The sequence below is a fragment of the Mycobacteroides saopaulense genome, assembly GCF_001456355.1.
Classification (GTDB): Bacteria; Actinomycetota; Actinomycetes; order Mycobacteriales; family Mycobacteriaceae; genus Mycobacterium; species Mycobacterium saopaulense.
The window spans coordinates 495,143-520,939 of record NZ_CP010271.1 but is presented as its reverse complement, the minus strand read 5'-3'; the positions used below and the strand labels follow the sequence as shown (position 1 = coordinate 520,939).

General features: G+C 64.9%; 26 protein-coding genes. 14 read left to right on the top strand and 12 right to left on the bottom strand.

Going from position 1 to position 25,797, the window contains the following annotated elements; all coding sequences use genetic code 11:
- The first annotated feature begins 3 nt into the window (after positions 1-3).
- The 4 genes from ipdA to MYCSP_RS02615 all read left to right on the top strand — a co-directional run bounded on the left by ipdA (position 4) and on the right by MYCSP_RS02615 (position 3,126).
- The gene (gene ipdA, locus MYCSP_RS02630; protein ID WP_070913483.1) at positions 4-873 is read left to right on the top strand and encodes a cholesterol ring-cleaving hydrolase subunit IpdA; all 870 of its coding nucleotides are present in this window, start codon (positions 4-6) and stop codon (positions 871-873) included.
- Positions 870-1,619, top strand: coding sequence for a CoA-transferase subunit beta (locus MYCSP_RS02625; RefSeq protein ID WP_070913484.1), 750 nt, complete (start codon positions 870-872; stop codon positions 1,617-1,619). The genes ipdA and MYCSP_RS02625 overlap by 4 nt, the downstream gene beginning before the upstream one ends.
- Positions 1,616-2,689 (top strand): (3aS,4S,5R,7aS)-5-hydroxy-7a-methyl-1-oxo-octahydro-1H-indene-4-carboxyl-CoA dehydrogenase, encoded by a 1,074-nt coding sequence (ipdC, locus tag MYCSP_RS02620; RefSeq protein WP_083017674.1) that lies wholly within the window; start codon positions 1,616-1,618, stop codon positions 2,687-2,689. Before MYCSP_RS02625 ends, ipdC begins: the two co-directional genes overlap by 4 nt.
- A gap of 98 nt (positions 2,690-2,787) precedes the next feature.
- Complete coding sequence (locus tag MYCSP_RS02615) at positions 2,788-3,126, top strand: hypothetical protein (protein WP_070913486.1); 339 nt, start codon at positions 2,788-2,790, stop codon at positions 3,124-3,126.
- On the opposite strand, the gene MYCSP_RS02610 is transcribed toward MYCSP_RS02615, so the two are convergent.
- The 5 genes from MYCSP_RS02610 to ipdE1 form a co-directional block, all read right to left on the bottom strand.
- Complete coding sequence (locus tag MYCSP_RS02610) at positions 3,123-3,455, bottom strand: hypothetical protein (protein WP_088413127.1); 333 nt, start codon at positions 3,453-3,455, stop codon at positions 3,123-3,125. The two genes, MYCSP_RS02615 and MYCSP_RS02610, sit on opposite strands and share 4 nt — an antisense overlap.
- A 63-nt stretch (positions 3,456-3,518) precedes the next feature.
- Complete coding sequence (gene fadA6 / locus MYCSP_RS02605) at positions 3,519-4,667, bottom strand: steroid 3-ketoacyl-CoA thiolase FadA6 (protein ID WP_088413126.1); 1,149 nt, start codon at positions 4,665-4,667, stop codon at positions 3,519-3,521.
- 15 nt (positions 4,668-4,682) lie between these two features.
- Complete coding sequence (locus MYCSP_RS02600) at positions 4,683-5,303, bottom strand: TetR/AcrR family transcriptional regulator (RefSeq protein ID WP_083336312.1); 621 nt, start codon at positions 5,301-5,303, stop codon at positions 4,683-4,685.
- 50 nt (positions 5,304-5,353) lie between these two features.
- Positions 5,354-6,142, bottom strand: coding sequence for a (5R,7aS)-5-hydroxy-7a-methyl-1-oxo-2,3,5,6,7,7a-hexahydro-1H-indene-carboxyl-CoA reductase (ipdF, locus tag MYCSP_RS02595; protein WP_070913489.1), 789 nt, complete (start codon positions 6,140-6,142; stop codon positions 5,354-5,356).
- Entirely contained in the window at positions 6,142-7,326 is a 1,185-nt protein-coding gene (gene ipdE1 / locus MYCSP_RS02590) for an acyl-CoA dehydrogenase IpdE1 (RefSeq protein WP_083017667.1), read from the bottom strand. The genes ipdF and ipdE1 overlap by 1 nt, the downstream gene beginning before the upstream one ends.
- A 79-nt stretch (positions 7,327-7,405) precedes the next feature.
- Here ipdE1 and MYCSP_RS02585 point away from each other — a divergent pair, with 79 nt between their 5' ends.
- From MYCSP_RS02585 to MYCSP_RS02565, 5 genes are read left to right on the top strand one after another with little or no spacing between them, the layout of a single operon-like run.
- Positions 7,406-9,001 (top strand): FadD3 family acyl-CoA ligase, encoded by a 1,596-nt coding sequence (locus MYCSP_RS02585; protein ID WP_083017751.1) that lies wholly within the window; start codon positions 7,406-7,408, stop codon positions 8,999-9,001.
- A complete protein-coding gene (locus tag MYCSP_RS02580; RefSeq protein ID WP_083017665.1) occupies positions 9,001-10,152 on the top strand; it encodes an acyl-CoA dehydrogenase family protein in 1,152 nt (383 codons plus the stop codon). Before MYCSP_RS02585 ends, MYCSP_RS02580 begins: the two co-directional genes overlap by 1 nt.
- Positions 10,149-11,111, top strand: a complete 963-nt coding sequence (locus MYCSP_RS02575) for an acyl-CoA dehydrogenase family protein (RefSeq protein WP_083017663.1) — start codon at positions 10,149-10,151, stop codon at positions 11,109-11,111. Before MYCSP_RS02580 ends, MYCSP_RS02575 begins: the two co-directional genes overlap by 4 nt.
- Positions 11,108-12,061 (top strand): acyl-CoA dehydrogenase IpdE2, encoded by a 954-nt coding sequence (gene ipdE2 / locus MYCSP_RS02570; protein WP_088415395.1) that lies wholly within the window; start codon positions 11,108-11,110, stop codon positions 12,059-12,061. Before MYCSP_RS02575 ends, ipdE2 begins: the two co-directional genes overlap by 4 nt.
- A 22-nt stretch (positions 12,062-12,083) precedes the next feature.
- Complete coding sequence (locus MYCSP_RS02565; RefSeq protein ID WP_070913493.1) at positions 12,084-12,461, top strand: DoxX family protein; 378 nt, start codon at positions 12,084-12,086, stop codon at positions 12,459-12,461.
- A gap of 6 nt (positions 12,462-12,467) precedes the next feature.
- On the opposite strand, the gene arr is transcribed toward MYCSP_RS02565, so the two are convergent.
- The gene (gene arr / locus MYCSP_RS02560; RefSeq protein WP_083017661.1) at positions 12,468-12,893 is read right to left on the bottom strand and encodes an NAD(+)--rifampin ADP-ribosyltransferase; all 426 of its coding nucleotides are present in this window, start codon (positions 12,891-12,893) and stop codon (positions 12,468-12,470) included.
- Between the two features lie 144 nt (positions 12,894-13,037).
- On the opposite strand from arr, the gene MYCSP_RS02555 reads away from it, so the two are divergent.
- Complete coding sequence (locus MYCSP_RS02555; protein WP_088413125.1) at positions 13,038-14,309, top strand: hypothetical protein; 1,272 nt, start codon at positions 13,038-13,040, stop codon at positions 14,307-14,309.
- A gap of 17 nt (positions 14,310-14,326) precedes the next feature.
- On the opposite strand, the gene aqpZ is transcribed toward MYCSP_RS02555, so the two are convergent.
- Positions 14,327-15,085, bottom strand: a complete 759-nt coding sequence (gene aqpZ / locus MYCSP_RS02550; RefSeq protein ID WP_083017656.1) for an aquaporin Z — start codon at positions 15,083-15,085, stop codon at positions 14,327-14,329.
- A gap of 145 nt (positions 15,086-15,230) precedes the next feature.
- Between aqpZ and MYCSP_RS02545 the strand changes: the two genes are divergently transcribed.
- Complete coding sequence (locus MYCSP_RS02545) at positions 15,231-16,343, top strand: agmatine deiminase family protein (RefSeq protein ID WP_083017747.1); 1,113 nt, start codon at positions 15,231-15,233, stop codon at positions 16,341-16,343.
- Positions 16,344-16,350: 7 nt separating this feature from the next.
- On the opposite strand, the gene fmdA is transcribed toward MYCSP_RS02545, so the two are convergent.
- The 4 genes from fmdA to hsaA all read right to left on the bottom strand — a co-directional run bounded on the left by fmdA (position 16,351) and on the right by hsaA (position 20,689).
- Positions 16,351-17,607 carry a formamidase gene (gene fmdA / locus MYCSP_RS02540; protein ID WP_083017654.1) on the bottom strand — a complete coding sequence of 419 codons (1,257 nt, stop codon included), beginning with the start codon at positions 17,605-17,607 and terminating at the stop codon, positions 16,351-16,353.
- 381 nt (positions 17,608-17,988) lie between these two features.
- Positions 17,989-18,561, bottom strand: a complete 573-nt coding sequence (gene hsaB / locus MYCSP_RS02530; RefSeq protein WP_083017651.1) for a 3-hydroxy-9,10-secoandrosta-1,3,5(10)-triene-9,17-dione monooxygenase reductase subunit — start codon at positions 18,559-18,561, stop codon at positions 17,989-17,991.
- Positions 18,558-19,469, bottom strand: a complete 912-nt coding sequence (gene hsaC, locus MYCSP_RS02525; RefSeq protein WP_083017649.1) for an iron-dependent extradiol dioxygenase HsaC — start codon at positions 19,467-19,469, stop codon at positions 18,558-18,560. The genes hsaB and hsaC overlap by 4 nt, the downstream gene beginning before the upstream one ends.
- 26 nt (positions 19,470-19,495) lie before the next feature.
- Entirely contained in the window at positions 19,496-20,689 is a 1,194-nt protein-coding gene (gene hsaA / locus MYCSP_RS02520; protein WP_083017647.1) for a 3-hydroxy-9,10-secoandrosta-1,3,5(10)-triene-9,17-dione monooxygenase oxygenase subunit, read from the bottom strand.
- Positions 20,690-20,974: 285 nt separating this feature from the next.
- Between hsaA and MYCSP_RS02515 the strand changes: the two genes are divergently transcribed.
- Complete coding sequence (locus tag MYCSP_RS02515) at positions 20,975-22,042, top strand: ferredoxin--NADP reductase (protein WP_070913501.1); 1,068 nt, start codon at positions 20,975-20,977, stop codon at positions 22,040-22,042.
- Positions 22,035-22,646, top strand: a complete 612-nt coding sequence (locus tag MYCSP_RS02510; protein WP_322788569.1) for a hypothetical protein — start codon at positions 22,035-22,037, stop codon at positions 22,644-22,646. The genes MYCSP_RS02515 and MYCSP_RS02510 overlap by 8 nt, the downstream gene beginning before the upstream one ends.
- An 85-nt stretch (positions 22,647-22,731) precedes the next feature.
- On the opposite strand, the gene MYCSP_RS02505 is transcribed toward MYCSP_RS02510, so the two are convergent.
- Positions 22,732-24,858: an acyl-CoA dehydrogenase gene (locus tag MYCSP_RS02505; protein ID WP_083017645.1), complete on the bottom strand. Its 2,127-nt coding sequence runs from the start codon at positions 24,856-24,858 to the stop codon at positions 22,732-22,734.
- Positions 24,859-25,069: 211 nt separating this feature from the next.
- On the opposite strand from MYCSP_RS02505, the gene kstR reads away from it, so the two are divergent.
- Entirely contained in the window at positions 25,070-25,747 is a 678-nt protein-coding gene (gene kstR / locus MYCSP_RS02500) for a cholesterol catabolism transcriptional regulator KstR (protein ID WP_070913503.1), read from the top strand.
- Positions 25,748-25,797: the final 50 nt, after the last annotated feature.

Below are 25,797 nucleotides of genomic sequence, written 5' to 3'. Positions count from 1 at the left end.
CTCATGGGAGACAAGCGCACCACGCTCGACGAGGTAGTCGCCGAGCTGCGTAGCGGGATGACCATCGGCCTCGGCGGCTGGGGCTCACGACGCAAGCCGATGGCCTTCGTGCGCGCGATTCTGCGTTCGGACATCAAGGATCTGACGGTCGTCACGTACGGCGGACCGGATCTGGGTCTGTTGTGTTCTGCGGGCAAGGTCAAGAGGGCCTACTACGGCTTCGTCTCGCTGGATTCACCGCCCTTCTACGACCCGTGGTTCGCGAAGGCGCGCACCACCGGCGCCATCGAGTCCCGGGAGATGGACGAGGGCATGGTCAAATGCGGCCTCGAGGCCGCTGCCGCACGCCTGCCATTCCTACCCATCCGGGCCGGCCTGGGGTCCGACGTCATGAACTTCTGGGGCGACGAGCTCAAGACCGTCACCTCGCCGTACGCGGATAACGAGACCCTGGTCGCCATGCCCGCACTGAACCTGGACGCCGCATTCGTGCACCTGAACCTGGGTGACGCGACCGGCAATGCCGCCTACACCGGCGTCGACCCGTACTTCGACGACCTGTACTGCCTGGCCGCGGAACGACGCTACCTATCGGTGGAAAAGATCGTATCCACCGAGGAGCTGGTGAAATCCGTTCCGCTGCAGTCGCTTCTGCTGAACCGCATGATGGTCGACAAGGTCGTCGAGGCACCGGGTGGTGCACACTTCACCATCGGCGCCGCCGACTACGGCCGTGACGAGAAGTTCCAGCGGCACTATGCCGAGGCGGCCGGTGATCCCGAAACCTGGCAGAAGTTCGTCGACACCTACCTGTCCGGGTCCGAGGAGGACTACCAGGCAGCCGTCAAGCGCTTCAAGGAGGCACAGGCATGAGCGAAGCAACCCGCGCCGAGGTCTGCGCCGTCGCATGCGCCGAGTTGTTCAGGGATGCAGGCGAGATCATGGCCTCCGCGATGTCGACGATGTCCACCGTGGGGGCCCGGCTGGCCCGCCTGACCTTCTCCCCGGACCTGGTGCTCTCCGATGGCGAGGCCGTCCTGATGGCCGAGACGCCCGGCATCGGCGGGACCTCGCCGATCGAGGGCTGGATGCCGTTCCGCAAGGTGTTCGACGTAGTGGCCTCCGGCCGCCGGCATGTCGTCATGGGCGCCAACCAGATTGATCGCTATGGCAATCAGAACCTCTCGGCGTTCGGTCCGCTGCAGCACCCCACCCGGCAGATGTTCGGCGTGCGAGGTGCTCCGGGAAACACCATCAACCACGCCACCTCGTATTGGGTGGGCAACCACTCAGCGCGAGTATTCGGTGATTCGGTCGACGTCGTCTCCGGTGTCGGTTACGACAAGGTCGATCCGGCGAACCCGGCGTACAAGTACCTCAACGTGTTCCGGGTCATCTCGAACCTCGGTGTGTTCGACTTCAACGGTCCGGATCACCAGATGCGCGCCCTGTCGCTGCACCCAGGCGTCTCGGCCGACGATGTCGCGTCCAACACCAGCTTCGAAGTGCACGGGCTGGCCGGCGCGGACGTCACCCGGCTGCCCACCGAGGAGGAGCTGCGGATCATCCGCGAGGTCATCGATCCGAAATCATTCCGGGACAAGGAAGTAAAACAGTGACTCAGGTGCTCAAGACCGCGCTGACCGAGCTGGTCGGTATCGAGCATCCCGTCGTGCAGACCGGAATGGGCTGGGTCGCCGGTCCACGGCTGGTGGCCGCCACCTCCAACGCCGGCGGCCTGGGCATCCTGGCCTCGGCGACCATGACCCTCGAGGAACTGGTCGCGGCCGTCGCGAAGACGAAATCGCTGACCGACAAGCCTTTCGGTGTGAATATCCGCGCCGATGCCGGTGACGCCACCGAGCGCATCGACCTGCTCATCCGCGAGAAGGTCAAGGTGGCCTCGTTCGCGCTGGCACCCAAGCAGGACCTCATCGCGAAGCTGAAAGACAATGGCGTCGTGGTGGTCCCGTCCATCGGAGCGGCCAAGCACGCCAAGAAGGTTGCGGCCTGGGGCGCCGACGCGGTGATCGTGCAGGGCGGCGAGGGCGGTGGTCATACCGGACCGGTCGCCACGACTCTGCTGCTGCCCTCGGTGCTCGACGCCGTCAAGGACACCGGGATGCCGGTCGTCGCGGCCGGTGGTTTCTTCGATGGGCGCGGCCTCGCCGCCGCATTGTCGTACGGTGCCGCCGGTGTCGCGATGGGCACCCGCTTCCTGCTGACCGCCGACAGCAGCGTGCCTGATGCAGTCAAGCAGCGCTACCTGGCCTCCGACCTCGGTGGCACCGTGGTCTCGACGCGTGTCGACGGCATGCCGCACCGGGTCCTGCGCACCGAGCTCGTCGAGAAGCTGGAAAGCGGTTCGCGGGTACGCGGTTTCACCGCAGCGGTCCGCAACGCCGCCAAGTTCAAGAAGATGACGGGAATGTCGTGGGCGTCGATGGTCAAGGATGGCCTCGCGATGCGGCACGGCAAGGAGCTCACCTGGTCGCAGGTGCTCATGGCCGCGAACACCCCGATGCTGCTGAAGGCCGGTCTCGTCGAGGGCAACACGAATGCCGGTGTGCTGGCCTCGGGCCAGGTCGCGGGCATCCTGGATGACCTACCGAGCTGCCAGGAGTTGATCGACGCGATCGTCACCGATGCGGTCGCACACCTGCAGGCAGCCAGCGCCGCCATCCTCTAGCCGACGAGTGGGAATCTCACGAGGCACATCATCGGATTCCCACTCGACATGAAGAAGATCGACAGCGGATTCGCAGACTGCAGGAGAATCCTGGAAGTATGAGGAACCGAAAGTTCACCTTCTCGACGGCCGCCTGTTGTGCTGCGGCCCTGGCAGCGCTGACGCTCGCCCCGCTTGCCGCGGCCGACCCCGACGTGCCGTCCGTGCCCGATCAGCCGATTCACGCGCCCAAGCAGGGGTCCATGGAGCTACCGACCGACCGCGGTCCGCACCACGTCTTGCTACAGGATCAAAACACCGGCGGTGCCGACCCCGACGTGCCGTACGGAACAGATCCCTACGTTCCCGATCATGCCAACGACATCGGCGGCGCCGACCCGAACACCCCACTGGGCACCGACCCCGACGTGCCGTACGGCACCTGGGCCGGAGACTAACCGCCCGGCGACGCAGCGGGTGGCTCCTGCTGCGGCACACCAATTTCCGGCGCCGGTGGTTCGGGTGCCGGGGTGCCATGGATGTCGATGCTGTCGCGCTGATTCCATCCGCCCCAGCCCTGATCTCCCCAGCCTCCCGGATACTGCGACAGTTGTGGCGGTAGATCGCCCATCGACTGCGGCAGCATGTTGAGCACGCCGCTGGGTACTCCCGGGATTCCCGGGACGTAACAGATTTCCGGCGGGCATGGTTCGGCGGATGCCGGAGCGCCGCTTGCCATGACACCGAGGGCCGCCGCGACCACGCCGATCAGAATTCCCGCACGCATCACCCCAGGCTACGCCCGCCGATGTCGACCGTTCCGGAGAAGGGCCGACATCAGCGGGTGTTCTCAGAGGCGTTCGATGATGGTGACGTTGGCGGTACCGCCGCCCTCGCACATCGTCTGCAGGCCGTACCGGCCGCCGGTACGCTCCAGTTCGTTCAGCATGGTGGCAAACAGCTTGGCACCGGTGGCACCGAGCGGGTGGCCCAAGGCGATCGCTCCGCCATTCGGGTTGACCTTCTTCAGGTCGACATCCAGCTCCTTGGCCCAGGCGAGCACGACGGGGGCGAAGGCCTCGTTGATCTCGACAACGTCGATGTCGTCCATCGTCAGACCGGTCTTCTCCAGCGCGTACCGGGTGGCGGGGATGGGTCCGGTCAACATGAACACCGGATCGTCACCACGGGCACTGATGTGGTGGATGCGTGCACGCGGCTTCAGGCCGTGCGCCTCGACGGCCTGCTCGGAGGCCACCAGGGTGGCACTGCCGCCATCGGAGATCTGGCTTGCCAGCGCCGCGGTGATGCGGCCACCCTCGACGAGGGTCTTGAGCTCAGCCAGCTTTTCCAACGAGGATTCGCGCGGCCCCTCGTCGACGCGGAAGTCACCGACCGGGATGATCTCGTTGTCGAAGTGCCCGTTGCGGATTGCGGCGAACGCCTTCTCGTGGCTGGAGAGAGCGAAGCGTTCCATCTCCTCGCGGCTGATGTCCCACTTCTCGGCGATCATTTCGGCGCCGCGGAACTGCGACACCTCCTGATCGCCGTAGCGGTGCAGCCAGCCCTCCGATTCGGCTGTGGGCGAGGTGAATCCGTATTCTTTGCCGACGAGCATCGCCGCCGAGATCGGAATCTGGCTCATGTTCTGGAAACCGCCGGCCACGATCAGGTCGGCGGTGCCGGACATAACAGCCTGCGCGGCAAAGGAAATAGCCTGTTGGCTCGATCCACACTGACGGTCGACGGTAGCGCCCGGAACCTCTTCCGGGTATCCACCTGCTAGCCACGCCAGACGTCCGGCGTTGCCGGCCTGTCCGCCGATGGCGTCCAGCACGCCCATGTACACGTCGTCGATGGCGTCGGGGTCGACGTCGACACGATCGAAGAGGCCCTTGAAGGTGGCGGCGCCCAGGTCAAGCGGGTGCACCTTGGACAGTGAGCCGTTGCGCTTACCGACGGCGGTACGCACAGCGTCAATGATGTACGCCTCAGGCATGGTGAATCTCCTTTGTTATTCGGACGACTGAACAGCGTTGTTCGTGGTGATCCCGCCGAGAACTATCGAGAGGTATTGCTCGGCGACTTCCTGCGCCGTACGCGACCCACCCGGGCGGAACCAGCGCACCGAGACCCAGGTCGCGTCGCGGATGAACCTGTACACCACGGCCACGTCGAGATCGGGACGGAAGTAGCCCTGGGCAATGCCGTCGCGCAGCACCTCGAGCCAGAGCTCGCGCTGCTCGGTGTTGAGCTCGTTCAGATAGGCGAACCGCTCCTGCGACAGCAGCCGGGGAGCCTCCGCCTGATAGATGGCGACCTGCGCGTGCTTGGTTTCGATCGCGTCGAAGGAGGCCAGGAAGAGGCCCTTGAGCGTGTCGACGGGATTGAGGTTGGCCGCCGCGATCTCGCGATATCGTGCGAACAGCCCCTCCAGGAAATCCCGCAGCAGCTCGTCGACGATCGCCTCTTTGGAATCGAAGTGGTGATAGAGGCTGCCCGAGAGGATTCCGGCGGCATCGGCGATATCGCGCACCGTGGTGGCACGCAGACCGCGCTCGGCGAACATTTCGGCGGCGAGGCTCAGCAGCTCGTCACGCCGAGAGGGCGCGGTCACCTCAGCCACTTTGTCCACCTTCCCACTGTATCAACCAAGCGCTTGTTTGGTCGAATGCGTGCCGAATGTCACGCCCGCTGGCTGGATACCGAGATGACCTCGCCGGTCAGGTAACTCGAGTAGTCGCTGGCCAGGAACGCGATGGTGGCCGCCACCTCCCACGGCTCGGCGGCCCGGCCGAACGCCTCATCGGAGGACAGCTTGTCCAGCAGGTCCGAAGAGGTCACCTTGTCGAGGAACTTGTGCCGGGCGATGCTCGGGGCGACCGCGTTGATGCGCACGCCATGTTCGACGGCCTCGATGGCGCTGCACCGGGTCAGCGCCATGACGCCGGCCTTGGCGGCGGCGTAGTGCGACTGCCCGTACTGCGCGCGCCAGCCCAACACGCTCGCGTTGTTGACGATGACTCCGCCATGGCCTGCCTCACGGAAGTACCGCAGGGCCGCACGGGTCGCACGGAAGGTGGAGGTCAGGGTCACGTCGAGCACCCGGTCCCACTGATCGTCGGTCATATCGGCGACCGGTGTCTCGCCACCGAGCCCGGCATTGTTCACCAGCACGTCGATACGGCCCAGGGCCGCAGCGGATTCGGCGATCAGCGCGTCCACAGCCTCGGTGGAGGTGACGTCACACACCACCGCGGCAACCTTGCCCAGGCCGAGCGCAGCGAGCTCATCCCGGGTCTCGGTGAGGCGACGCTCGTGATAGTCCGAGACGACCACGTCAGCACCCTCGGCCAGCGCGCGGCGGGCGGTTGACGAGCCGATCCCGGTTCCGGCGGCAGCGGTCACGACGACGGCCTTGCCTTTCAGAAGCCCGTGTCCGTCAATCTCTTTCGGTGCCTGCGACAAGCTCACTAGCGCGCCTCTCTGGGTAGACCGAGCACCCGCTCGGAGATGATGTTGCGTTGAATCTCGTTGGAGCCGCCGTAAATGGTGTCGGCGCGCGAGAACAGGAACAACCGCTGCCACTCGTCCATCTCGCCAGTAGGTATAAGCAGAGACGGTCTTCCTACTATCTCCATTGCCAGCTCGCCCAGGTCGCGATGCCAGTTGGCCCACAACAGCTTCGACACGTTGTCCTGGCCGGGCCGCTCCTCGTCCATGGTGGCCAACGCATACGCGCGCATGGTGCGCAGGCCCACATAGGCCTGCGCGAGGCGCTCCCGGATGGCCGGATCGTCGGCGGATCCGTTCGACTTGGCCATCTCGGAGAGCCTGGAAAGCTCACGAGCGTAAGTGATCTGGTTACCCAGAGTCGATACACCCCGCTCGAAGGTCAGCGTGCCCATGGCGACCCGCCAGCCGTCGCCCGGCTCACCGACCACCAGATCGGCCGAAGTGCGCGCATTGTCGAAGAACACCTCGTTGAATTCCGAGGTGCCGGTCAACTGGATGATGGGGCGGATCTCCACGCCAGGCTGATCAAGCGGCACAAGCAGATACGACAGGCCCTTGTGCCGCGAGGAACCGGGCTCGGTCCGCGCGACGACGAAGCACCACTGGGACTGCAGGGCAAGGGAGGTCCATACCTTCTGCCCGTTGATCACCCACTCGTCACCGTCCAGCACGGCGGAAGTGGACACATTCGCCAGATCCGAACCTGCGCCGGGTTCGGAATATCCCTGACACCACAGCTCGGTGACGTCGCGAATGGTGGGCAGGAAACGCTGCTGCTGTTCGGGTGTGCCATAGGCGATGAGGGTGGGACCCAGCAGCTCCTCACCCAGGTGGTTCACTTTGTGCGGCGCCTCGGCGCGCGCGTATTCCTCGTAGAAGATGACGCGCTGGCTGACCGTGGCCCCACGCCCACCGTGCTCGACGGGCCATCCCAGGCACGTCCACCCCGCGGCGGCCAGATGACGGTTCCAGGCAAGGCGTTCGTCGAAGGCCTCGTGCTCGCTACCGGGCCCGCCCAGCCCCTTCAGCTCGGCGAACTCGCCGACGAGGTTCTCGGCCAGCCATTCCCGGATTTCGGTGCGCACCTCTTCGTCTGCTCTTCGCGCAAGCGGCTCATCCCGGTCATCAGAGATCTCCGACATCGGTGCTTGGTGCTCAACCACTCCAGTAGGCTAACCTACCAAGCACTTGCTTTGTTAGAGGAGAGTGGACGGACAGTCGATGCAGACCCCCGAACTCACCATCCCGGCCGCGTTGGACCAGGCAGCAGTCCGTTTTGGCGACCGCGACGCCCTCTATGCGGACGGCTCTTGGCTTTCTTTCGCGGACCTGCGCGCCCGAGCACGACGCTTCGCGGCCGCACTGATCGCGCTCGATGTCCGGCATGGCGACCGTGTGGCCATCTGGTCCCCCAACTCGTGGCATTGGCCCGTCGCGTGCCTGGGCGCGCAGTACGCCGGGGCCGCCGTGGTCCCGATGAACACCCGCTACACGGTCGAGGAGGCGACCGACATCCTGCAGCGCAGCGAGGCTCGCGTGCTGGTGTCGGTCGGGGTCTTCCTCGGCTCGGATCGAATCTCGCAGCTCGACACGTCGTCACTACCGGATCTGCGGCACACCGTCAGAGTCGCGGTGGAGGCCGGTGACAACTCCAACTGGGACGAATTCGTCGCGCACGGAGCGCATGTGGGCGATGAAGAGATCGACGACCGCAAGGCCGCGGTCAGCTCCGAGGACATCAGCGACATCCTCTTCACCTCCGGCACCACCGGACGCAGCAAGGGCGTGCTGTGCATGCACCGTCAGCCGCTGGCGGCCTCCCTGGCCTGGGCCACCTATGGCGAGTTCACCGAGAACGACCGCTATCTCTGCGTCAATCCGTTCTTCCACAATTTCGGATACAAGGCGGGCATCCTGGCCTGCCTGCAGACCGGCGCGGCCCTCATGCCCCAGTTGACCTTCGACCCGGAGAAGGCGATGGCGGCGGTCCAGGAACACCGGATCACCGTGCTGCCCGGCGCGCCCACCATCTTCCAGATGCTGCTCGACCATCCCGCGCGCAAGAACTACGACCTGACCTCGCTGCGGTATTCGGTGACGGGCGCGGCCGTGGTCCCGGTGGTCCTCATCGAGCGCATGCAGTCCGAGCTCGATTTCGATCTGGTGCTCACCGCCTACGGACTCACCGAGACACAGGGTTTCGCCACGATCTGCCGGTCCGACGACGACGCGGTCACCGTCGCAACCACCTGCGGGCGTCCGATGATCGGCTACGAGCTGCGCATCGACGGTGCCCGGAAGCCGGGCGACGAGGGCGAGGTACTGCTGCGCAGTGCCAACGTGATGCTCGGCTACCTCGACGATCCGAAGGCCACCGCCGAGACCATCGACGCCGACGGCTGGCTACACACTGGCGACATCGGCAAGCTGGACGAACGCGGAAACCTCACCATCACGGACCGCCTCAAGGACATGTACATCTGCGGCGGGTTCAACGTGTACCCGGCCGAGATCGAGCAGGTGCTGATGCGACTCGACGGTGTGGCCGACGCCGCCGTGATCGGCGTGCCCGACGAGAGGCTCGGCGAGGTGGGCAAGGCGTACATAGTGCTGCGCAACGGAGCTGATCTCGACTCGAAATCCGTCATCGATTACAGCGCAAAGCATGTGGCCAACTTCAAGAAACCGCGGTTCGTCGAGTTCCTCGACGAACTTCCCCGCAACCTGGGCGGCAAGGTGGTCAAGCCCACCCTGCGGGCCATGCATCGCGAGGAGCACGTGCGCGAAGAGCAGAGGGCACAGAAGGAGAGCAGCTAGTGGACCTACTTCTTGATGACGAGACCGAGGCATTCCGGGCGGAAGTACGCGAATTCCTCGCGGCCAACGTCCCGAATCCACCACTGCCCTCCTACGACTCACCGGAAGGTGCAGTGGCACATCGGCAGTGGGAGCGAACCCTCTACGACGCCGGGTTCTCGGCGGTGTCCTGGCCCAAGGAATACGGCGGCCGCGATGTCACCCTGCTGCAGTGGGTGATCTTCGAAGAGGAGTACTTCAAGGCCGGCGCACCGGCACGCATCAGCCAGAACGGCATGTTCCTGCTGGGGCCGACGCTGTTCGCGCACGGCAGCAAGGAACAGCTGGATCGCATCCTGCCCAAGATGGCCAACGGAGAAGAAATCTGGGCCCAGGCATGGTCAGAGCCGGAGTCCGGCAGCGACCTGGCCTCGCTGCGCTCTCCCGCACGCAAGGTGGACGGGGGCTGGCGCCTGTCCGGGCAGAAGATCTGGAGTTCGCGGGCACCCTTCGCGGACAGGGCATTCGGATTGTTCCGCTCCGATCCGGAGGCACAACGCCACCACGGATTGACCTACTTCATGTTCGATCTGAAGGCCGAGGGCGTGACGGTGCGCCCCATCCCACAACTCGACGGCGACCCCGGATTCGCCGAGATCTTCCTCGACGACGTGTTTGTGCCCGACGAAGACGTGATCGGTGCGGTGCACGACGGTTGGCGTGTGGCCATGAGCACCTCAAGCAATGAGCGCGGCATGTCCCTGCGCAGCCCCGGCCGCTTCCTGGCCACCGCAGATCGATTGGTGGATTTGTGGAAATCGGTTCCGGACAACGGGTTCGCATCCGAACGTGTCGCCGATGCCTGGATAGCGGCGCAGGCCTATCGATTGCATACCTTCGGCACCGTGACCCGGCTGGCGGGCGGTGGCGAGCTCGGCGCCGAGTCTTCGATCACCAAGGTGTTCTGGTCCGAGCTGGACGTCGCCCTACACGAGACGGCCATCGACTTGCGCGGCGCCGACGGCGAGCTGACGAACACCTGGACAGACGGGTACCTGTTCTCCCTCGGTGGCCCGATCTACGCGGGCACCAATGAGATTCAGCGCAACATCATCGCCGAGCGCATCTTAGGACTCCCCAAGGAGAGCGCCCGCACGGGAGGTGCCAAGTGAGATTCGACCTGGATACCCAGCAGCGGGACTTCGCCGCCAGCATCGATGCCGCGCTGTCGGCTGCCGACATTCCCGCTGCGGCACGCGCGTGGGCCGCGGGCAATCACGAACCCGGTCTGGCTGTCTGGTCGACACTGGCCGACCTGGGTGTCACCGCCCTCGCGGTCTCCGAGAAGTACGACGGTATCGGCGCTCATCCCGTCGATCTGGTTGTCGCCCTTGAAGGCTTGGGCAAGTGGGCGGTACCCGGACCCGTCGTCGAATCTCTTGCGGTGGCGCCGGCGCTGTTGTCCGGCGAAGACGGAGCCGAGTGGTCCTCACGACTGGCCTCCGGAGAACTCATCGCCACGGTGGCCGCACCCCCCATCACGCCACGCGCTCTAGACGCCGATGTCGCAGGGCTCGTGCTCATCGCCGACGACATCGGGTTCCGCGAGGCACGGGCCGGCGCACAACATGAGTCGATCGACGCGACCCGAAGGCTGTTCGATGTGTCGCCCACCGGCGCTGGCGTCTCCCTCGATACCAGTCGTGCCATCGACTTTGGTGTGCTTGCCATTTCGGCACAGCTCGTCGGCGCCGGACAGGCCTTGTTAGACCGGGCCGTGGAGTACGCCGCACAGCGTTCCCAGTTCGGGCGGCCGATCGGCTCCTACCAGGCGGTCAAACACAAACTGGCCGACGTGCACATCGCGCTGGAGCTGGCCCGCCCGTTGGTGTACGGCGCCGCACTGTCCCTGGCGGACGAATCTCCCACCGTCGCCCGCGACGTGAGTGCCGCCAAGGTCGCAGCCGGCAAGGCCGCCCACCTGGCCGCACGCTCCTCCCTGCAGACCCACGGCGCCATCGGCTTCACCGCCGAGTACGACCTGTCCCTGTGGATCCTCAAGGTGCGGGCATTGACGTCAGCCTGGGGCACGCCGGAATGGCACCGCGCGCGCGTATTGGAGGCACTGTGAGCACGTCCTCGAACGTCGAACGTCAGATGCTGCGTGACAGTGTCCGCTCCCTGGTCACCAAGCGGGCCGACTCGGCCGCGGTACGCGTGGCGATGGAATCTGAGCTGGGCTACGACGCCAGCCTGTGGACCGTCCTATGTGAACAGGTCGGTGCCGCGGCATTGTTGGTTCCGGAGGAATTGGGCGGTGCCGGGGGCGAGCTCGCGGACGCCGCCGTCGTGGTGGAGGAACTCGGCCGAGGACTGGTACCCAGCCCGCTGATGGGCACACTGTGGGCGGAGCTCGCCCTCCTCGACGCCGGATATGAGGGCGAGCTGCTGGAAACGTTGGCAGCCGGTGAATCGATCGGTGCGGTCGCCTTCGACCCCGGATACGTCGTCAACGGCGAGTACGCAGACGTAGTCCTCACATTCGAGGGTGACGAGGTACGGCGAGCCGAGAATGTGTCCGCCGCCGCGCTGTCCACGATGGACCCCACCCGTCGGCTGGCCGCGGTCGTCGTGAGCGCGAGCGAGCCGGTCGGGAACGCACCGGGACTGTTGGACAAGGCGGGGCTGTTGCTGGCCGCCGAACAGGTGGGCGCGGCGGCGCGCGCGCTGGAGCTCACCGTCGAGTACACCAAGACCCGGGTTCAGTTCGGACGTCCGATCGGCAGCTTCCAAGCCCTCAAGCACCGGATGGCAGACCTCTATGTGCTGGTGGAGTCCGCGCGCGCGGCTGTGTACCAGGCCATCGGAGATCTGACTCCCGAAGCCGCTACCGTCGCGAGAATCAAAGCCAGCGAGGCGCTTTCGGTGGTGGCCGGTGATTCGATCCAGCTGTACGGGGGTATCGCCATCACCTGGGAGCACGACGCACACCTGTACTTCAAGCGCGCACACGGCAGCGCACTACTGCTGGGCACTCCGCGCCAGCTATTGCCAAGCCTTGAGAGCGCCGCGGGACTGTAGGTTCCCGGTTTAGACTCCGGGCATGGAGACCAAAACCAGTCCCTGGCCCGCCTATCGACTGGCCGCCGTCCTGCTCGGTGTCGGTGTCGTGCATTTCGTCGCGCCGAAACCGTTCGACGCGATTGTTCCGGCCGAGCTGCCGGGCGATGCGCGGTTCTATACCTACGCCTCGGGTGTTGCCGAACTCGGCACCGGTGCGCTCCTGCTCGCACCAAAAACCCGCAGGCTCGGCGGCACCCTGGCTGCACTGCTGTTCCTTGCTGTCTTCCCTGCGAATATCAACATGGCGCGACAGTGGTGGGACAAGCCATGGCCCTTGCGACTCGGGGCGTTGGCCCGTTTGCCGTTTCAGATTCCGCTGATCACCGAGGCGCTCAAGGTCCGTCGTACGTCGCCCTAGCCGTGCCTAGTCGTAGATGACGGCGTTTCCCTTGCGCTGAAGATCAGCCAACCCCGCCCGGAACGTCTCCATGAATTCGGGCGGGGGCCCCACCCAGTCCGTGACCTCGCCGACGATGCGCACCGGTTCCCGGGTGCGGTACGAGTGGGTGGGATTCCCGGGGAACTTCTTGTCCGTCACATTCGGGTCGTCTTCCAGGGTGCCCTCCGGTTCCACGATGTAGACATGGCCCCTGCCTTCGCCTTTGGCCATCATGGCCGCCAACCCCGCGCCAATCAACGTCCTCGTCACGTAGACGTGATTCATGATGCGCCCCTCCTCGTAGTTCGACAGATGCCCGGCCGTCAGCAGATCACCGATCTTGAGGTCCGCCTTGGTGCCGTGGAAGTACGCACCGGACTCATGCGCCTCGAAGAAGTTCGGCATGGTCATACCAGCTCCCATCAGTGGAAATTCGTGGTCGCAGGATTGTGCGCCATGGTGGGGGTCTTGCCGCAAGCCCCCCTTCGTGCCATATTTTGAAAGGAGAGAAGCCAAAAGGTTGACCTGGTTATCCCTCGGTGGTCGAGTTGAGTCATGCCGCTGCAAATATCCGACCGCCAACGCGAAGCCCTCGCCCAGGTCGCACAATTCCCGCTGCTGGCAGCTATCACCGGACGACGGTCCCGGCGCTTTCCCCTCGGCGGTCGCATTCCCGACGGCCCCCTCGCGTACACCAGCAGTCATCCTGCCACTCCGATATCGGAAGTTGAACGGGCGCTGATCCTTTCGGTGGTCGCGGGGGTCACCGGGTGGCACTACGGCATCACCTATCACCCCGGATACGCCCCCGCATTCCCGAACTACTCCGGCAGCGCCACCGGCCGCACCTTTCCCTCCGCCGCAGGTTTTCACACCAGCCAGCTCTTCTTCACCGACGACACCGGGATCTACCTACTGCCGACTCGCGACGAACCTCCCCAGGAGTTCGCAACCATCGAGGAATGGATCACCCACACCGCCGACTCCTACCAGCAGATCTCGGACCAGCGCCTGGAGCTGCCGCGCGAAGAGCCCTACATGGAGGGCCACAACATCTGGATCGGCAACCATCCGGGCAGCCTGCTGGCCTTCCCGGTGGCCGATCTGGCCGAGCACCTCATCGCGAACCTGTCCTTTTTCGCCGCCAACGGCTATCTGGTCTACGACGACGTCAACAACCAAAGCATCCCCGGCACCGAGAAGTTCGGCAGCCTGCGCAACTATGACGACCCGATTCCGCTGTCCTTCGTCGAGCAGTACACACTCACCGAGGCCAGCGCCGAGCTGGCCACTGCCACACATAACGGGGTACTGCTCCTGCAGGCACTCGGGCTGGGCGGCTGGATGTTCGACGGCCTGGACCGACTATCGGTGCTCGGCGGATCGGGGGACCCCCGCGCACCCGGTATCGGGTTCCGGTCGGACAGCGACGACCGGTGGCCGTTCCCGAACGCCACCGGACTTTCCGGCTTCTTCGAAACCCTCAGCCCGCCTCATGTGCCAACGGTCGCCGCCGGCGTCGCAAAGTACATTGAGCGCAAGTACGGACTCGGCGGCCCCTTCCACCCCGATACCCCAGGCGCCTGGGCTGATTCACGCAAGGTGCGCTCTGCCGCGCTGCCCGCCGAGGCGATCCAGGAGATCGTCACCGTCGAAGCCTCGTACATCTATGACACATTCGGAAAGATCCCCGGCACCGTTCCCACCGTGCACGTCTTGATGTACCTGCAGGCACAAAACATCGACCTCGGCTTCTACGACACTTATTTCGGCCCCGGCGCCTACCTGCCGACGCACGCCGAACACGCTAGGCGTTGGTACGGCTAGCGTGTTCGGCGACGTGCTCAGTCGTGTGCGCTATCCAGTGCCAACCTTCCGTTGTCGAACAGGAACGGGTACAGCACGCCGCCGACCAGACCACCGACCAATGGTGCCACCCAGAACAGCCACAACTGTCCCGGCGCTGCGCCGCCGTTGAAGAAGGCGACGGCGGTCGACCGTGCCGGGTTCACCGAGGTATTGCTGATCGGAATCGAGATCAGGTGAATCAGGGTGAGGCACAAGCCGATCGCCAGCGGGCCGAAACCCTTGGGAGCACCCACATCGGTGACGCCGAGGATCACCACGATGAACACCGCGGTGAGCACGATCTCCGTGACCAGCACGGCCGCCAACGAGTAGTGGTCCGGCGAGTGCTCACCGTAACCATTGGCCGCCATGTTCCCGGTGGCCTCGAATCCCGGTTTGCCGCACGCGATGTACCACAGGGCGGCGCCCGCCAGCAATCCGCCGAGCACCTGCGCCACCCAATACCCGGGCAGTTCCCTGACGGGCAGGCGCCCGCTGATCACCGCCCCGAGCGTGACCGCCGGATTGAAATGCCCGCCCGAGATATGGCCTACCGCGTAGGCCATGGTCACGACGGTCAACCCGAACGCAAGCGCCACACCGAGGAAGCCGATGCCCAACTGGATCGCGCCCGTATTTCCCTCTCCTGCGTCGGCGACATTCTTGGCCGCGAAAATCGCGCTGCCACAACCGCCCAGAACCAACCAGAACGTGCCGAAGAACTCGGCGAGCAATTTGGTACTCGTCTTCATCACCGTCGGATCCCTTCGTTTCGGAAGAACTCTCGCGTGATCTTGATTACTACCAACGCTGGACCCAAACGCACAGCCACTTATCAGAAACGGTTGTGTCACGAAATCTGGCCTCGCCCAATAGCTCAAATTGGCCGACACTGTGTGGGTGCACAGAAGACAGGTCTTCACACTCGGTGCGGCGACCGTGGGCGGCATGCTGCTGGCCGCCTGCGCCGGCTTGCCGGAAGAGAACCCCGATAATGACCAGGTGAGCGACGGCAGAACCTGGCGCATGCCCGACGAGGGCGAACCACATCTGCGAACGTGGATGGCCTTCGGTGCCAGCGAAGACATCTGGGGGCGACGGCTGAACCGGCGGGTCCAACAGAATCTCGGCGCGATCGCCCAGGCCATCGCACAATTCGAACCGGTGTCGATGCTGGTGCGTCCGCACGAGGTCGAGCTGGCACGTCAACTGACAGGCACCAACGTGGAGTTGGTACCGGTACCGCTGGACGACCTTTGGATACGCGACAGCGGACCGGTATTCGTGCACAACGAAAGCGGCAGGGCAGCCGTTGATTTCAACTTCAACGGCTGGGGTGACAAACAAGAACACGGTTCTGACGCAAGGGTCGCGGCCGAGGTGGCCAGGCGCGTGGGAGTCCCCGCCGTACACACCGAGCTCGTCCTGGAGGGCGGCGGTATCGAAGTCGACGGCCAGGGCACGGCGATCATCACCGAGAGCTGCGTACTGAACAACAACCGCAACCGGGGACGTTCCAAAAAAGACGTCGAATCCGAGTTGCAACGCCTGCTCGGTCTGCGGAAGATCATCTGGCTTCCGGGTATCGCGGGCATGGACATCACCGACGGACATACCGACTTCTACGCACGATTCGCCGGGCCCGGTGTCGTCGTCGCCGGGCTGGACGACGACCCCGACTCATTCGACTACGACGTGACGCGCGAGCATCTGGAGATCCTGCGCAACACGACCGATGTCGCAGGGCGCACCCTGCGGGTCGAGGTGCTGCACGCACCGTCCCAGGGACGCGACGACTTCGAATCAGAGGATTTCGCCGCCGGATACATCAACTTCTACGTGTGCAACGGCGGCGTCATCGCCCCGCAGTTCGGGGACCCCGAGGCGGACACGGAAGCCAAGGTCACATTGGAACGACTCTTCCCTGGCCGCAGGGTGATCCAGCTCGATATCGACGGGATCGCCGCCGGTGGTGGCGGCATCCACTGTGCCACCCAGCAGGAGCCGCGCTAGCGCGTACTCAGCGCGCTTCCGAACGAGGCGCCCCGGGCCCGGCATCGATTCGCACCGGCCCGGCCGCCGAGGGGGTTACCGGAAAGTCGAAGATGGCGGTCGGAATATATACCGTGGCACAGGAATTCGGGATGTCGACCACCCCGGAGAGTCGGCCCTCGATGGGCGCGGCGCCCAACAGCAGATAGGCCTGTTCCGGGCTGTAGCCGAACTTGGTCAGGTAGTCGATGGCATGCAGACAGGCACGCTGATACGCCAAATGTGAATCCAGGTACCGCTGCTCATCGTCCAGAGTGACCGAGGTGCCCGAGAATGCCAGCCATTGCGAATACTGCGGATCGGTGTTGCCCGGCATGAAGATCGCATTCTCGGATACCCCGTAGGTCTCCATGCCGCCCTTGAGCACGTCGACATGCAGATCGATGAAACCGCCCATCTCGATGGCTCCGCAGAAGGTGATCTCGCCGTCTCCTTGGGAGAAGTGCAAGTCCCCCACCGAGAGCTTGCCGCCCGGTACGAACACCGGATAGAACACCCTGCTGCCCTTGGTCAGATTTTTGATGTCCTGATTGCCCCCGTTCTCCCGCGGCGGAGCAGTCCGTGCGGCCTCGGCCGCTGCCCTGTCGAAGTTCTCTCCGGTGAGCGTGCCCAGCACCGCATCCCTGGGTTCCGGCGGAAGTGCCAGCGCCGGAACACGGTTGGGGTCGGTAGCGATCAACGCGCCTTCGCGCGCATTCCATCGCGCCAACAATTCGGCGGACGGTGCCGTTCCCATCAACCCGGGGTGCACGATCCCGGTGAAGCTGACACCCGGAATGTGTCTCGACGTCGCGGTTTGGCCCGAGAAGTCCCAAATCGCCTTGTACGCATCGGGAAACTGTTCAGTAAGGAATCCGCCGCCGTTCACCGTCGGGAAGATGCCGGTATAGCCCCAGCCCTGACCTGCCAACGGGCCGGAGTCTTCCTGCGGGATGGGTCCCACATCCAGGATGTCGACGATCAGCAGGTCGCCCGGCTGCGCCCCTTCGACCGAGAAGGGTCCAGACAGCGCGTGCACCGTGGTCAGCGGGGCATCTCGGATGTCGTCGGCGGAGTCGTCGTTGTGAATGGCGCCGTCGAACCATTCCCGGCAATGCACCCGAAACGAGGTGCCCGGCTTCACCACAGCCGCCGGTGGAATATCCGGGTGCCATCTGTTGTGCCCGACGATTTGTTGCTCGGTGAACTTCTTGCTCGAATCCAGCGGGAACAACACCTCGGGCATAGCGAACCTTCCGACTAGGGGCGGGGTAACTTGCGATGCAACGGATTTGACGTCACAGTCACCGGCCGGCGCGCACCGGGCAACGCAGAAACCACGCGCGGCTCACTGGCGCTGCGATGGGTGGAATCGAGCAGATCCCTACGTGACGAGGGGCCACGACACATTCCGGCGATGCCGAAAACCCGTCGCGCCGGTTCTGTACATCCGGCGCACGGCACCTCGTCTGGAGCGGTGGCCATCGGAAAATTGCGTGAAGCGTCACCGCAGCTCACACACCGATACGCGTACAACGCCATGATCCGCCCTCACCGAGATGCCCCGTGGATCTGTGAGATTACGCCGGATCAGACACTCCCGCAGGGGAACCGCTCACCGCATCGGTTACAGCCAGGTGTCCTCGGTGGTAGCGGTGAGGAACGCCTCCAGATCGTTACGCCAATCGGCGGGCGTGGTCTTGTCGGGCTCGATACCGGTGTATTGCCCGCGGTAGAACAGCAACGGACGAGTAGCGGCCGGCTTCTCCGGGATCTCGCTGAGTTCCTTGACCGATCCGAAGACCACCCAGTGGTCCCCGCCGTCGTGGACGTTTGCGACTTCACAGTCGATATGCGCCAGCGAGCCATTGATGATCGGTGAACCGAGACCCGATGGACGCCAATCAATTCCGGCGAATTTGTCCGGCTCTCGTGAACCGAATCGGGCCGAGACCTCACGCTGCTCCTCGGCCAGCACGTTCACGCAGAACTTGCCGGATGCCTCGATGGCCGCCCAGGATCGCGATTGCTTGGTCGGACAGAACAGCACCAGCGGCGGCTCCAGCGACAGCGCGGCGAACGACTGGCAGGCAAAGCCCACCGGTGCGTCCTCATGGGTCGTGGTGATGATGGTGACGCCGGTACAGAACTGTCCCAGCACATTCCGGAACGCCCGCGGGTCAATCCCTAGATCGGTCACTGGTTCAGCTTCGCACCGATGGTGAAGTCGTGGCCCCACAGACTGACCGCGGTGCTCTCCCGTGCGATCCAGGATTCGTCTTCGACCTGTCTTCCCTCGCAACCGAATTCGACGTCGAATCCGCCTGGTGTCTTCATGTAGAAGGACAGCATCAGGTCGTTGACGTGCCGACCCAGGCTGGCCGACATCGGCACCTTGCGGCGCAACGCGCGGTCCAGGCACAGGCCCACATCGTCGGAGTTCTCCACCTCGACCATCAGGTGCACGATGCCACTGGGAGTCGGCATCGGCAGGAACGCCAGACTGTGGTGGCGCGGGTTGCAACCGAAGAAGCGCAACCACGCCGGCTCACCGTCGGCCGGACGTCCCACCATCTGTGGCGGTAGCCGCATGGAGTCACGCAGCTTGAACCCCAGCACATCTCGGTAGAAGTGCAGCGATTCGGCATCGTTCTTGGTCGAGAGCACCACGTGCCCCAGGCCCTGATCCTCGGTAACGAACTTGTGCCCGTACGGGCTGACCACCCGGCGGTGCTCCAGGGCCACACCGTGGAACACCTCTTGGATGTTGCCCGACGGATCCTCGAAGATGATCAGCTCGTCCACACGGCGCTCGGCCTTCTCCTGCGCGGTGCCCTCCTTGTACGGAGTGCCGTTGGCTTCCAGCGACTCGCGAACCTGTTGCAGCCCGGCGGCGTTGGCGGCCTCCCAACCGGTGACCGACAGCCTGTCGTGTTCACCGGGGAAGATCACCAGGCGCGCGGGGAAGTCGTCCATACGCAGGTACAACGCACCGTCGACAGTGCCCTTGCCCTCGACCATGCCGAGGATCTTGAGCCCGTACTCGCGCCAGGCCGCCATATTGGTGGCCTCGATGCGCATGTAGCCCAATGAGCGGATGGCGTCCATTTCGACAGTCCTCCTAAGTACCGGCGTTAAACCATCGTGTCGGTGGCGGGCAGCTCGAAGGCGTGGTTGCCCCAGATCTGGTAGGCCCGCTCGGCGTCGTTGGCCGCATGCACCCGTCCGGCGTGCGCGTCACGCCAGAAGCGCTGGACCGGAGCATCGTTCGACAGCGCAGTGGCGCCGGAGTTCTCGAACAGCAGGTCGATCGACGCGATCGCCCGACCGGTGGCACGCACCTGGTCGCGACGCGCGGCGGCACGCAGCTCGTACGGAACCTCCTGGCCGGCCGCGATCAGCTTGTACTCGTCGCCCACATTCCCGATCAGCTGGCGCCAACCCGCGTCGATGTCGCTCGCGGCCTCGGCCACCCGCACCTTGGTGAACGGGTCGTCCTTGGCCTTCTCGCCGGCGTAGGCGGCCCGCACCCGCTTACCCTGAGCCTCGACGTGTGCGTCGTAGGCACCGTAGGCCATACCCATGATGGGCGCTGTGATGGTGGTGGGGTGCATTGTGCCCCAAGGCATCTTGTAGACGGGCGCGGTGTTGGTCTCGTACCCGCCTGCGGTCTGGTCGTTCATCTTCTTGTACGACAGAAACCGGTGCTTGGGCACGAAGACGTCCTTGACCACGACGGTGTTGCTGCCGGTGCCGCGCAGGCCGACCACATTCCACACGTCGTCGATGCGGTACTCGGTGCGCGGGATGAGGAAGCTACCAAAGTCGACAGGACGACCGTCCTTGATGACGGGGCCGCCGAGGAACGCCCAGGTGGCGTGATCACAGCCCGAGGACCAGTTCCACGAGCCGTTGACGAGGTAACCGTCACCTGCCTCGGTCACCACACCGGCGCCCATGGGGGCATACGAGGAGGACACCCGCACGTTGGTGTCGTCACCCCAGACCTCGTCCTGCGCCTTCTGGTCGAACAGCGCCAGGTGCCAGTTGTGCACGCCGATGATCGAGGCGACCCAGCCGGTCGAACCGCAGGCACTGCCCAAACGGCGCACCGCCTCGTAGAAGGTGGTGGGAGCGGTCTCGTATCCACCCCACTGCGACGGCTGCAGCAGCTTGAAGAAGCCGATCTCCTGCAGTTCGGAGACCGTGGCGTCGGGCAGGCGCCGCAGATCTTCGGTCTCCTGCGCGCGCTTGCGCAGGATCGGCAGCAGGTCGTCAATTCCTGCGAGAACCGCCTGAACTTCGTCCCGCTGTTCGGTCGTCGTCACTGCATTTCCTCCACTGCTGTCGTTAGCATCAGTCGGCACAAACTAGGGCTAGTAGTTCGCGACACCCGCTGTACACCCTCGGTGACAGCGCGCGTTCACTGCTGAGACTAGAACACGTTTCGATCTGTGTCGACACCGCCTCTCCGCCCCCGGGAAGGCGGGCTCATCTGGAACGAAGCAGCGACGGTGTTGTAGGGCCAAAGGTCAATTCTGTAACCTGTTCTAGTTCGGCCATTCGCCGACGATGACTAATGGAGGAAATCACGTGACAGGACGGTCCACGCGATGAGCGCCTCGCGCGAAGAAGATCCAGTCCTGGGGAAGCACGTCCTCGAGGTTCGAATCGCCGAGGTGATCGACGAGACCGCCGACTCCCGCTCCCTGGTCTTCGAGATCCCCGAGGACTCCGCCGATAAGTTCGCGTACGCGCCCGGCCAGTACCTCACGCTGCGTATTCCATCCGATCGCACCGGATCCGTGGCGCGCTGCTACTCGCTGTCCAGCTCCCCGCACGTCGACGACCGATTGACGGTCACGATCAAGCGCACCGCCGACGGGTACGGGTCCAACTGGATCTGCGATAACGCCCATGCCGGGATGCACATGCACGTGCTGGCGCCGTCGGGAGTCTTCATCCCCAAAGAGCTCGATCGTGATTTCCTCCTGCTGGCCGGCGGCAGCGGTATCACCCCGATGATGGCGATCTGCAAATCCGCGCTCTCCCAGGGCAACGGCAAGGTGGTGCTCGTATACGCCAACCGCGACGAGCAGTCGGTGATCTTCGGGGCGGCACTGCGCGAACTCGCGTCGAAGTATCCCGATCGGCTCACCGTCATCCACTGGCTCGAATCGGTGCAGGGGCTGCCGTCACAGCAGTCGCTGGCCACCCTGACCGCACCATTCGCAGGACACGAGGCCTTCATCTGCGGTCCCGGCCCCTTCATGGATGCCTCCGAGGCCGCGCTCAAGGGCAACGGCATGCCCGGCGATCGCGTGCACGTCGAGGTCTTCCGCTCTCTGGAAAGTGACCCGTTCGCGGAGGTCGTCCTCGCCGAGCCCTCCGAGGACGATGAACCCCCTGCCACCGCCACCGTGGAACTGGACGGCGAGACCCATACCGTCAGCTGGCCGCGCAGCACCGTGCTGCTCGACGTGCTGCTCGCCAAGGGCCTGGACGCGCCGTTCTCCTGCCGCGAGGGCCACTGCATGACGTGCGCCTGCATTCTCAAGGACGGCAAGGTCCGCATGCTGGTCAACGACGCGCTGTCGCAGAATGACATCGACGATGGGTACATCCTGGCGTGCCAGGCGGTTCCGGAGACCGACGACGTCAACGTCACCTTCGATGAGTGAACGCAGGATCCAGAAAAAAGATCTCGGTGCCACCGCACGGCCGGGCCGATACGATTCCGGCATCATGATGTCCCTGAAATCGGCGCTGGCCGCCGCATCGCTGGTGGTCACTTCCCTGGCTTTCCCGGGTGCCGCCGCAGCCGAGGTCAAGACGACCGATGTCAGCACTCCCGTCGACGAGGGGCGCCAGCTCGAGGTGCACACCACCGCCGACTGCCGCAGGGCCGAGCGGCAGTGCTACTACACCGCGAGCTTCAACCTGCGCACTCCCAACGGGATCGAGGGATTCGGGGGCGATCTGTGGGCCAAACAGACCACTGAACTGCGCACCTCGGACCGGATGAACTACCTATGGGTGCAGTGGGCCGACAACCCGAACACCGTGGAGCACAACGGCGGTAGCACCTGGCTGCTCACCACCGTCTACTTCGGCGGAGGCGACACCGACCGCTTCCGGATCACCGGCACCACCCAGCCCACCGATTGGGCTACGGGGCAGCCCAAGCTCGACGCCGACTACATCGTGTGCAGCCACGTCGAGGCCAGTATCGGTGGCCGTAGCGTGATTTCGCCGGATGCCTGCGCGCAGGCCCGGTTCAGCTAGCCGCACGCAAGATTTCATCGAACGTAACCGCACACACACAAATCCACCGGGTCGCGTGCGTGTGGTTACTCTCGGCACATGGTCGCTAACGCGGCAAGCCGAGTAGCCGCTCCCCCGCCACACTGAGCAGGATCTGGGTGGTACCTCCGGCAATCGACAGACAACGGTCCCGCATGAACAACCACATCTCGTGCGACTCCACCGCACCATGAGTGTCCACGTAGTCGAGGATGTGCTCGGAGAGTCCCTGCCGATGCCGCACGCCCACCAGCTTGCGCACACTCGACGCGGCGCCAGGGTCCTGGCCGCCGATGGCGCGCAGCGCGGTCCGCAGATCCAGCAGCGCACCCGTCTGCGCCGAGCACACGAAGAATCCGAGCGTATCCAGTTGCGCCGCATCCAGTTCGGTGTCACCGATCAGTGCGAGCAGCGATTCCATGGCTTCATCGAGGGTGCCGCCGCCCGCCATCGCCACCCGCTCGTTGGCCAGTGTGGTGCGGGCAAGGCGCCACCCGTCGTCGACCGAGCCGACCACATTCTCGTCGGGAACCACGACGCCGTCCAGGAAGACCTCGTTGAACATCTCCTCGCCGGTGATCTCGCGCAGCGGCCGCACGGTGATCCCGGGGGTCTTCATGTCGAGCAGGAAGTAGGTGATGCCCTTGTGCTTGGGCACATCGGGATTGGTGCGGGCCAAGCAGATCGCCCAATCCGCGATCTGTGCCTTGGAGTTCCACACCTTCTGCCCGTCGAGTCTCCAACCGCCGTCGACCCGAGTCGCCTTGGTACGCAACGACGCAAGGTCGCTACCGGCACCTGGCTCGGAGAACAGCTGGCACCATTCGATGTCACCGCGCAGGGTGGGTGCGACGAATTGCTCTATCTGCTCGGGTGTCCCGTGCTCCAGGATGGTGGGCGCCGCCCACCATCCAATGACCAGATCGGGACGTACGACACCCGCCGCGTGCAGCTCCTGATCGATCAGCAACTGTTGCGCAGCACCTGCACCCAACCCGTACGGCGCGGGCCAATGCGGTGCCAGGAAGCCCGTCTCGGCCAACCGGACCTGGAGCTCATCCGTTGGTGCCGAGGCAATTTCCGCAGCCGTCGCCGCAACCTGGGTGCGTTGCGCCTCCACCTCACCGAGGTCGATGGTCAGGGAGCGGCGAGTACCTGAGACCGTCAACGACGCGGCCTTGCGCCGCCACCCCGCGGGCTTGCCCAGGAACGACTGCAGCGCGTACGCGCGCCGCAGGTACAGATGCGCATCATGCTCCCAGGTGAATCCGATGCCACCGAGAATCTGGATGCAGTCCTTGGTGTTGGCCACGGCCGCATCGAGGGACACTGCCGCAGCCACCGCCGCGGCAAGCGAAAGCTGCTGGGAGTCAACCCCATTGGCAACAAGGTCCTGTGCACAGCCGGCGGCATCCCAAACTGCGACGTCAGCCTGTTCGACGCGGCACAGCATCTCCGCGCACATGTGCTTGATGGCCTGGAAGCTGCCGATCTGCTTGCCGAACTGCTCGCGCACCTTGGCGTACTCGACCGCGGTCTGCAGCGCCCACCGCGCCACACCCACCGCCTCGGCCGAGAGCGTCACGGCCGCGAGGTCTGCGATCACGGCGGCAGGCAGGTTCACCGGATGCACCGCCGCACCGTTCAGGGTGACCGCAGCCCACGGACGCGAGAAGTCCGTCGCCTTCTTGGTGTCCACCGCCACGCCGGCGGCCACGCAATCGACAAGCACCCAACCGCCCGGCCCCGCGGCCAACAGCACGCCGTCGGCGGTACCGCCCAGCACCGCAGGCAACACGCCCGAGGCAAGCCCGTCGGCGACGGTCAGGTCCCCGGTGAGGGCCAGCCCGGCCGTGCGCTCGCCGGCCGCCAACGCCGCGACCACGTCCGGTATCGATCCCGTCGGTTCGGCGCTGGCGAGCGCCACCGCGGCCAACGCACTGGTGGCGACCGGCCCCGGGACCAGGGACGCCGCGGCTTCGTCGACCATGGCGATCATGTCATCGAATCCGGCGCCCGATCCACCGGCCGCCTCCGGCACCGCGACACCGAAAATGCCCAGCTCAGCCAGGCCCGCGTAGGCGGGGCCCCATCCGTGCGGGTCGGATTCCATCTTCCGGACCGACTCGATGACCGCCGCGCTCTTGGCCCATTGACGGACCGCATCGCGCGCGGCTTCCTGGACGTCGGACACAGATTCTCCTTGGTTTGTTTTTCGTCACAATCAGACTAGAACGTGTTCTAATATCGTGATTGGGTTCAGTGTAGTAGGAACGCATTCAGGCTGTACAGAGCGCTACCGGCGAGCCAGGGAGACCTGAATCGACCGATGGGCATCCGTATAGTCGTGCGCTGAAACCCTCGCGCGTGCACGCGCGAGATTGAACGCAGGGAGTACAGACGCAATGGCAACGCCTCGGACATCTAGCGCATCGGAAACCGCGCAGGCGGACAGCGGTGACACCGACGCGACGAATCAGCCTGCCGCCGTTTCCGCGCTGTCCGATGACGACCTCGGCTCGACCGCACAGCGCGAGCGCCGCAAGCGCATCCTGGACGCCACCTTGGCCATCGCCTCCAAGGGCGGCTATGAAGCGGTGCAGATGCGCACCGTCGCCGAGCGCGCCGACGTCGCCGTCGGCACCCTGTACCGATACTTCCCATCCAAGGTGCACCTACTGGTGTCGGCATTGGAGCGCGAGTTCGAACAGATCGATGCGAAGTCCGATCGCAACGCCGTCAGCGGCAGCACTCCCTACGAACGTCTACACACGGCGATCACCCGGCTGAACCGCAACATGCAGCGCAACCCCTTGCTCACCGAAGCGATGACACGCGCACTGGTCTTCGCCGACGCATCGGCCGCCGGTGAGGTTGATCACGTGGGCCGGCTGATGGACGGAATCTTCGCCCGCGCCATGGCCGGCGACGACGACCCCTCCGACGCGCAATTCCACATCGCCCGGGTCATCTCAGACGTCTGGACCTCCAACATGATTGCCTGGTTGACGCGCCGCGCCTCGGCAACCGACGTGAGCCACCGGCTCGATCGCACCGTCCGATTGCTGCTCGGCATTACCTAACCCTGCGAGGCTTTGCCTAACCAGCCCCGCCTTGGTAGCGGACGTAGACT

Bases quoted from the DNA above. Each gene is read 5' to 3' on its own strand.
- ipdA (WP_070913483.1), top strand. From the start codon at position 4: ATGGGAGACAAGCGCACCACGCTCGACGAGGTAGTCGCCGAGCTGCGT.
- MYCSP_RS02625 (WP_070913484.1), top strand. From the start codon at position 870: ATGAGCGAAGCAACCCGCGCCGAGGTCTGCGCCGTCGCATGCGCCGAG.
- MYCSP_RS02615 (WP_070913486.1), top strand. From the start codon at position 2,788: ATGAGGAACCGAAAGTTCACCTTCTCGACGGCCGCCTGTTGTGCTGCG.
- MYCSP_RS02610 (WP_088413127.1), bottom strand. From the start codon at position 3,455: ATGCGTGCGGGAATTCTGATCGGCGTGGTCGCGGCGGCCCTCGGTGTC.
- fadA6 (WP_088413126.1), bottom strand. From the start codon at position 4,667: ATGCCTGAGGCGTACATCATTGACGCTGTGCGTACCGCCGTCGGTAAG.
- ipdE1 (WP_083017667.1), bottom strand. From the start codon at position 7,326: ATGTCGGAGATCTCTGATGACCGGGATGAGCCGCTTGCGCGAAGAGCA.
- MYCSP_RS02585 (WP_083017751.1), top strand. From the start codon at position 7,406: ATGCAGACCCCCGAACTCACCATCCCGGCCGCGTTGGACCAGGCAGCA.
- MYCSP_RS02565 (WP_070913493.1), top strand. From the start codon at position 12,084: ATGGAGACCAAAACCAGTCCCTGGCCCGCCTATCGACTGGCCGCCGTC.
- arr (WP_083017661.1), bottom strand. From the start codon at position 12,893: ATGACCATGCCGAACTTCTTCGAGGCGCATGAGTCCGGTGCGTACTTC.
- MYCSP_RS02555 (WP_088413125.1), top strand. From the start codon at position 13,038: ATGCCGCTGCAAATATCCGACCGCCAACGCGAAGCCCTCGCCCAGGTC.
- fmdA (WP_083017654.1), bottom strand. From the start codon at position 17,607: ATGCCCGAGGTGTTGTTCCCGCTGGATTCGAGCAAGAAGTTCACCGAG.
- hsaC (WP_083017649.1), bottom strand. From the start codon at position 19,469: ATGGACGCCATCCGCTCATTGGGCTACATGCGCATCGAGGCCACCAAT.
- MYCSP_RS02515 (WP_070913501.1), top strand. From the start codon at position 20,975: ATGAGCGCCTCGCGCGAAGAAGATCCAGTCCTGGGGAAGCACGTCCTC.
- MYCSP_RS02510 (WP_322788569.1), top strand. From the start codon at position 22,035: ATGAGTGAACGCAGGATCCAGAAAAAAGATCTCGGTGCCACCGCACGG.
- kstR (WP_070913503.1), top strand. From the start codon at position 25,070: ATGGCAACGCCTCGGACATCTAGCGCATCGGAAACCGCGCAGGCGGAC.